The sequence below is a fragment of the Glutamicibacter sp. 363 genome (genome assembly GCF_052379505.1).
Taxonomy (GTDB): Bacteria; Actinomycetota; Actinomycetes; order Actinomycetales; family Micrococcaceae; genus Glutamicibacter.
Genome location: NZ_JBQSYR010000054.1, coordinates 1 through 7,287, shown reverse-complemented (window position 1 = coordinate 7,287; position 7,287 = coordinate 1). Strand labels below are relative to the sequence as shown.

The following is a 7,287-nucleotide window of genomic DNA, read 5'->3' as shown; positions in this document are numbered from 1 at the left end:
ACATTTATTGATTTTGATTTTTTTGTGCAATCGGCAACTACGATAAGAGTTCGTATATTTCATCTAGCCAAAGGAAAAATCTTGAGTCAAAATCGATTGACTTCGAAGCGATGGATTTCATCGATTGCCCTCGGTGGCCTGCTTCTTTCGGCGCTGGCTGTAGGTCCAGCTAGCGCAACGACCACGATTGCTGAAACAGGCATGGTTTCTGTCACGGAACCAGTAAGTGATGCCGACCTGATCGCACCTGACGCCGAGCCCGGACTAGCAACCTCCGAGGAAGCACTCGACGCCCCATTTGTCGATGAAGAGGGAAACCTCGTTCCCGTCGATGATGAACCGGAAATGAACGCACGTGCTGTGGTCTGCACACCAGAGACTGGCGCAGATAATCCTCACATTTCTACAACCTCCAAACCAAAGATTGCCGTGCAGGGGCATGGCTGGTGGAAGAAAGGTAATTGCAGTTCAGCCACTGCACACGTGACCTCATGCTTGTACGAGTACTACACCAATAACAAGGGCTCAGGATACTGGGAACGCAAAAACTGCTCCAAGAAGACAAAGCTAAAACCAGGCGGTGGGTCTAGCAGCCGAGTAACCTCTCACAACGATTGCAACGACACCAAGCGGGTTTCATGGAGAAACCATGTCGATGTAGATGCTGATGGTCAGATCGATACCACTGAGGTCAAGCGCATGCAGGCCGATGTGAACTGCCGTGTTCTCTAACTAAACCGTTAGATCCTATTCACACACTTAGGGTTCAAATTTGTTCTCATCAAACTATTCAGAGCCGATGTTCATTGGCATTTGGGAATCCAAATCGAGCATGCCGGCCGATAGGTCTTTATCCGACCCAGTTAGTTTCCTCAATGACTACTCAGAGCTGCTGTGGGGCCCTGAAAGTTCGTCAGCAGGCCGAGCATGGGTGGTCAATGATGCAGGCCGTGGAGAAGATTTTCACCATTCAGAGAATGCACCAGATGTTTGGTTCCAGGTAGGCATCCAACCTGCTTCGGCTAACTCACCTCTCCCCTGCTACGCATTGGCTGTTATGACAGATACTTTTCGATGCGAAACTTCTAAGCCTCCAGTACAAGTTGATTTTGCTGTTCCACTGCAACAACTAAAGAACCTGAACCCTGGCGCGCTTCCATCCGAAGGGCTAAGTGGGGTCGTTGCTCTTGAGTCAAGTGATGAGAGACGGCGTGACATTTCGGTCGAGTTTCAGTCTGGGCAGAAAGATGCTTTCCCTGACGAGGTTCTTAACGCTCTTGTCTCACAGATCGCTTCTGTCCTGATGCTCGAAGTTACCGCCAACCGTATCGACTCAACGAAATCTCTACCGATTTCTGATGGTATTTGGGATGGTCCGGGAGCTTCTTCCGCTCTGATCTCCTTCTCTTCTGGCCTACATTCATTGACCGCTATTGGCTGGATGACAGGTTTATTAGCTGACATCCTTGCTTCTTACGGAGTTGATCGTCCGGTCTATATATCGTGGAAATTTTGCGATCAAACCGGCAACTGACCAAGGCTTTTTCCATGGGGTGTAAACAGGGTGAATGAGTTAGGTTCCTGACTTTTCCTAATACGCAGTACTCCGAACGTTTCGATAAGTAAATATAGAGTGAGCGGCCTATCCCGCCGTACGAAGCGCCCGACCGGAATATTTTCCGGTCGGGCGCTTCGCTAATTAGGATTTCGTCAAGGTAGCTCATCGCCCAGATATACGTGGAGGATTGTTGCTACTAGAACTAATTTCACGGGTGGATCTATATACGTTTAGGTCACCAACGATCATTCCTAAATGGGTACCTTAGAGGGCTCCGCTTAGAAGAATCCAAATGTTTAACACGGCAACTCCCCAGGACAGCAACGCCACGCCTTCGGGCAGCGTGAGGAACTGGGCGCTCCTGCTATGTTCAGGGATGCCGCATCGTCGCAGGCCGTAGCAAACTCTGACGCATCGCCCTTCCGCAGTTCCGTTCCATGCGGTGCAGGTGCGCGTCAGCCAAATTCCCAAGCCGAGGGGAAGCAGCACAAGCAAGACGGCGAACAGAATTGTCCCGGTGCTAATGGCGTCGGGGTTGCCGTCCCAGACCGCGGCCAGAATGAATATTGCCAGGACGTCGAGGCCGTTGATTCCCGTTGATGCCACGGCTGTCCGATACAGCCGCTTCTGCGCCGTGGCCCCTGAGACTCGGCCAGAGCTTCCAGGGGAGGGGGTGGCCATGCGGTATGGGGAAGGCATGGGATAGTTTCGGTCGGGTCGCGACGAACCGGAATACTGACATTTGGTTCCGGGCCGATGTTGTCCGACGGGGCATCGGTTGCTGTACTGGCACATGGTTACTCCCTACGTCGATGTTTCGTACACACAGACACATGCGTAGACGTCTACGAATACTCACAACGATGATTGTTCGGGTTACGAGTTGGGGGCTCAGAAGCAACCAAAATGTCTGCGGTGGCCATCTTGGATTAGCTTAAAATGGCACTAGTTCCTCCGGCTTGCCATGATGGATCACTTAGAACCTTTCCCAATCTCTAACGAATATGATCTCCAAGGAACAAGCTTCATAGTAGTTTTCAATCGGACGCGAGCTGGTCACATCCGTTCGAATAAGAACCGACGCCGTATATCAAGCCGGAATTGAACGGGGCTATCGAAGAACAAGTAACATGTGGAAATTTAATAAGTAAAAATAATTTGAGTTGAAGGTATTTCATAACACAAAATGCGTAACTCCTGACCAGAGATATTGCTGACCCGCGAATTCCAACCTAAACAGATCAGTTCCCATGCCTATCCGTAACCAGGGATGAGAATCATCATCAGTTCTCAGATCGTTTAAGAATTCGTCTCATCGATCAATGCCGGATAAACCATCCATTTCGCGCCGGCGCGCTGCTGATGCATTTCCATAGCCTGGCTGCTGTAGCCCATGGTTTCGGCGACGATGGCCGGCGGGATCCGTTGCACGAGCTCCTGAAGTGCAGCGTTCTTGGCGCCGCGAAGGTTAATTCCTGCCTCGCGCAGTCGCTGCATCAGATGATTCGCATTGAGGTGTTCACCAGAAACGTATCCCGGATAGCACCATGAGGAATTCTGATTCGCTACGGTGTTTTGGTTCATCCTGCTAGCCAGAAATTCTTTGATTATCTCGTCGAATGGGGGAGGGATCTCGATTGGCGATGCCTTGAAAGTTACTCTCAGACGGCCGTCATCCGAGTACTCGAACTGGTCTACCTTCAGCGCGGCGATCCTGGATAGAGGCTGCCCAAAAACGAGCAGAAAAATCGCTGCAGCTCGGTCACCCGCGCCGAACTCGGGGCTTTCCAATGCGTGAAGTATCAGCTCATTACGTTCTTCAGAACTGATTCGCGGATCTGTTTGGGCAACACGGTAGGGGAAATCAAGCTTGGGCATGTGTTGAGTTTGGATTGCCCACCGGACGAAAGTTCTAGCGATGCTCCGAGTCGTGGACCCTGACGCCAACCAGTCATAGATGTCTTGCTGGGTGCAACCGGCTACTGATTTTTTACGTTCCTGCAGGAACGCAAGGAAGTCGATTGATACTGTGGTGGATTGCCGAGCACTCAGTAACGTTCCTTCTTCCAGCTGCCCTTGGCTCTCTAAGGTACGCAGCCTGTTCAAGTAAACGAAGGTGGCAAATTGTTGTATCAATTTCTGATGCGCCCGGTTTGGCACGTCGCTGAGCTTGGCCTCTAGCCACGTTTCGAATCGCTCGACCCTGCTGCCATAATCTTCGAGTGCCTCCAGGCTGGTAAGGATTCTTCTCAGGTGGTTAACTTTGCCCGGTTCAGGATGCTCGATGAAGGTCCGGTGGGCTAGGTCTGCTTTCCCGGAAGCCAGGTCCCCGAGCAGCTTCCGTGTCGCAGGATTAGTCTTCAGCCAAACGATTGCGCTACGGGCATTCGGCTGGGTCGTGACGGCGTCATAGAAGGACCGCATATGCTCGGGGATCCTCCCATTGTCGTCTTGGAGGAGGGCTTGCAAATGATCTTTGAGCAGACAACGCGAGCAGAAGCCTTTGGCGCTTAGTTCGTCTTCTTCATGGCAAAGAGTGCAAACAAAATTATTCGGCATTCCCGCGCATTCTGAGCAGATCGCTTGTCCATCAGGTGCAAGGCCAGGCAGAAGATGTTCTCGGTTGCATTGTGGGCAAGTTCCATGGATGCGTGCGGCTCGTTGGTAGCACCGTCGGCAGATATGGCCTTCTGGCCAGATGGCGTTGAATTTCACGCCTGTGCGTTCGCATCGTGCGCAGGAGCGCTCTTGGGATGTCATTCGTCAGCCAGATAGACGCGGGCCCGGCGTGGACGGGTGGAATCTTTCAGCGACGCTACAGTGCTCTCATCGGTACCGACTTTGCGAAGCTGGGTTCTCGCGTCGACCGCTTCATAAGCGCAGAGATCTTCGACTGTGCATTCCAAGGCATCGGCAACAGCAAAAAAGCAGCTGTAAAGAAATGCGCTCTGGTTTCTGCCCGATCAGCCGGTAAATCTGCGAGCTCGATAAGTCGATCCCACGATCATTCAGTAGTGGCAAGATGTCGGATATGTTGTTCAGGCCGCGGGAGGCCATGATTTCGCGCAGCCTCCACTTGTACTCCATTCGCTTGCCCATCTGGTATCACTCATTTCTCTGATGCGTTGCGTCTGTAGCCATTGATCTAAGCGCCTGCTGGACGACTTTGTTCCGATAGTCGGGGGAGACGCCAGTGTAAATGGCTGTCGTCGATCCGTATTCATGACCGGCTTGTTGTTGAATAAATAAGCCGTCGTAACCGGATTCCACCAGATGCGTGATGTAGGAGCGACGCAAGGAATGGAAGTCCAGCCCGTCAGCAAGTCCTGCTTCTTTGCGGATGCTGGAGAATGCCGCGCTTAAGGCATCTGCTGTCAGCGGTCCGCCGCGTTCAGAAGGAAACAAGTATGAACAAGACAGCGCAACGCTCATACGCGGCCTGACGTCGTTGATCCAATCGCTGAGGCAATCAACGGCCCAGTCTGTTTCGGGAACGGTCAGTACCGTGCGGCGTTTCGGGGGAGAACCGGCTTTGGCCTTGCCATGGCGGACGTAAACAGTTCCGAAATCCTTGTATTTTTTGACGGCCGGGTTGTGCCCAAAATCCGAGAGCTCGAGCTGACGGACCTCATTTCTTCGAAGTCCCCAGGCGTAGGCGGTTTTCATTATGATTGAGGTTCTGTACCAGGGGATCCAACCTTTCCGTCCCGCCCGTCGAGCCCTGACAACATGATCGTCAGCACAGTCGAAAAGCGATTGCAGTTCCTCGCGGGAGTATGGACGCTTCTTTGGATCGCTCATCACTTCGGAGCGGTGTCGTGCCGTATTCCATTCAAAAGCAATCTGTGCGGGATAAGAACCGAAGCGGCGGAAGCATTCTTCAGACCATCCGTAGCTGGAGTCAGTCAGGTATTCCATGAACAAGCGAACGCTGACTTGATAGGTCAGCATCGTTGACCGGCTAAGCCTACGGACGCCTCGAAGTTCCATCGAGTATCCGTCCATGTCACTGGCTTCCCAGTTCCAGGGATATTTCTCAGTGAAGCTCCGGAAGCGCTCGATATTAGAGATGCGCTGATCGATGGTGTGCGGTGAAAGATTGCGGCCTAGTTGTTGGTTGCGCCATCCATCGAGCATTTCCAACCAGATAAGTTCTTCTGGATGTAATGCTGGTAGCCCTTGCGTTAGCCTCAGCGGCACGACCCCTGGTGGCAGATCCTTCATGCCGGCTCCTACCTGTTATGCGAAGCTTTCGCATAACTTGCGAATCTCGTCAATGAAATTCTTTAGAGCACTAATCAAGGTAGAAATTCATGCATCGCTTCGAGACGGTTCATCGGTCAGCGCGCGCTGGAGTGATCCAGGGAAAGTTGCTGGATGACATAGGCCGCCCGGGTTATCAATGACTTATCGAGGGGACCGCGAGTTCGCACGTTCTGACAATACAAAAGCCTTTGATGGGAAAGCCTGTTATCCGTTTCCTCCGGATCCAGGTACTTTTGATGGCTCCCTGATGAGAGCTTCTGAGCTGTAGGTCAGTGATCCGATGCTTGAAGAACCTCAAGACTAGGGGTTCTCTTCAATCTGAGGAGCAGACCTCTTCAGATCAATATAGTCAGCCATAGGTGCGGCTGCTCTTGACGCATGCTGGGCGATGATTCCAGGACTATAGCCAAGCAAGTCCATGAGGGTGCGTCCGTCAACTTCCTGGGTGAGGCTGCGCAGCGTCGCGTTGCGTGCTCTTTGAGGATCGATGCCGAGGACTTTGAGCCGTCCGGCGAGGGTGTCCGGGTGTAGATGCTGGCCAGCACGAGTGCCGGGGAAGAGCCAGTCGGTGCCAGCATTCGTGGTGTTGCTGTTCTCAGGGTTTTGTAATTGTTGCCAGAACAGCTCAGTGAGGGCTGCGGGTACGGCAGCCGGTGTTGCTCCGAGCTTGAGGCGCATGCCGTCCGGAGCAGTGATGAGATGTTCTCGGCGAAGCAGGACGATCTTGTTCAGCGGGTGTGCCCATAGCAAAAGAATCAAACCAGCCAGGCGCGTAGACCGAGCTACTTGCTGGTGTTCTAAACAGTTCCTCACGAGTTCAGTCCGCTGCATGTGGGTAATCATTGGGTTGGCTTGAGCTTTTCGGAAGGGCGTATCAAGCTCATGGGTGCGGCTGCTTGGCTGACTATTGAGCCAGCGAACGAAGTTTCGGATGTGTTTTCGGGTGCTGGGGCCACTGCTCAGGTAGTCATCGATGTGCTTCTGTTGGAGCTTTTCTGCGCCGATATCGTGCGTCTCCTTGAGCCAGAGGAGAAGTTTCCCTGCCTCGGTGATTTCCTGTTTCGCGGCGCTGATGGCGGTACTGTGGTTGGTCTCCGGGTCTGCGGCTTTGTCGCGGATTCGTTTGAGGTGGCGCCACCTGGCGAAGAGTTCGACTATATGGCTTGTCCCGTCAGTGGGCAGGGAGGCGACTCTGGCTGTGATCCATTGCTCGAAACGAGCGAGGTTTTCGTTTCCGCGCTCGGGCATCATGCGATGGTGAATTAGCAAGGCTCTTAGGTGCTCAGCAGCTGTTGAGGTGGGTAGCTCGTCGAAGGCCTCATGGGTGAGTGCGAGGTTTCGGTTTCCAATCTTTTCTAGGAGATGGCGGGCTTTGGTGCCCGGACGCATGTAGGTATAAATACTCTCGGGTCGCCCTGTCTCTGTGAGCAGCTTTATGAGGCGGTGAAGTCGTAGATCTTCGT

General features: G+C 52.9%; 7 protein-coding genes. 2 read left to right on the top strand and 5 right to left on the bottom strand.

The window, feature by feature from the left end; genetic code table 11:
• Together ACT3UA_RS18525 and ACT3UA_RS18520 are read left to right on the top strand one after the other, a co-directional pair.
• The coding region (locus ACT3UA_RS18525) for a hypothetical protein (RefSeq protein WP_444617808.1) at positions 1-732 on the top strand (732 nt) is incomplete at its 5' end.
• 67 nt (positions 733-799) lie between these two features.
• On the top strand, positions 800-1,534 hold the full coding sequence (locus tag ACT3UA_RS18520; RefSeq protein ID WP_141393534.1) for a hypothetical protein: 735 nt from the start codon (positions 800-802) through the stop codon (positions 1,532-1,534).
• 288 nt (positions 1,535-1,822) lie between these two features.
• Here the strand turns inward: ACT3UA_RS18520 and ACT3UA_RS18515 are convergent, their stop codons facing one another.
• The 5 genes from ACT3UA_RS18515 to ACT3UA_RS18495 all read right to left on the bottom strand — a co-directional run.
• On the bottom strand, positions 1,823-2,257 hold the full coding sequence (locus ACT3UA_RS18515; RefSeq protein ID WP_141393535.1) for a hypothetical protein: 435 nt from the start codon (positions 2,255-2,257) through the stop codon (positions 1,823-1,825).
• 600 nt (positions 2,258-2,857) lie between these two features.
• Positions 2,858-4,117: a hypothetical protein gene (locus ACT3UA_RS18510; RefSeq protein ID WP_141393536.1), complete on the bottom strand. Its 1,260-nt coding sequence runs from the start codon at positions 4,115-4,117 to the stop codon at positions 2,858-2,860.
• Positions 4,118-4,429: 312 nt separating this feature from the next.
• Positions 4,430-4,615: a hypothetical protein gene (locus tag ACT3UA_RS18505; RefSeq protein ID WP_444617810.1), complete on the bottom strand. Its 186-nt coding sequence runs from the start codon at positions 4,613-4,615 to the stop codon at positions 4,430-4,432.
• Positions 4,616-4,663: 48 nt separating this feature from the next.
• On the bottom strand, positions 4,664-5,782 hold the full coding sequence (locus ACT3UA_RS18500; protein ID WP_096286529.1) for a tyrosine-type recombinase/integrase: 1,119 nt from the start codon (positions 5,780-5,782) through the stop codon (positions 4,664-4,666).
• A gap of 342 nt (positions 5,783-6,124) precedes the next feature.
• Positions 6,125-7,287 (bottom strand): hypothetical protein (locus tag ACT3UA_RS18495; protein WP_444617805.1); only part of this gene is annotated, 1,163 nt, incomplete at its 5' end.

Bases quoted from the DNA above. Each gene is read 5' to 3' on its own strand.
- ACT3UA_RS18520 (WP_141393534.1), top strand. From the start codon at position 800: ATGTTCATTGGCATTTGGGAATCCAAATCGAGCATGCCGGCCGATAGG.
- ACT3UA_RS18500 (WP_096286529.1), bottom strand. From the start codon at position 5,782: ATGAAGGATCTGCCACCAGGGGTCGTGCCGCTGAGGCTAACGCAAGGG.
- ACT3UA_RS18510 (WP_141393536.1), bottom strand. From the start codon at position 4,117: ATGCCGAATAATTTTGTTTGCACTCTTTGCCATGAAGAAGACGAACTA.
- ACT3UA_RS18505 (WP_444617810.1), bottom strand. From the start codon at position 4,615: ATGGCCTCCCGCGGCCTGAACAACATATCCGACATCTTGCCACTACTG.
- ACT3UA_RS18515 (WP_141393535.1), bottom strand. From the start codon at position 2,257: ATGCCTTCCCCATACCGCATGGCCACCCCCTCCCCTGGAAGCTCTGGC.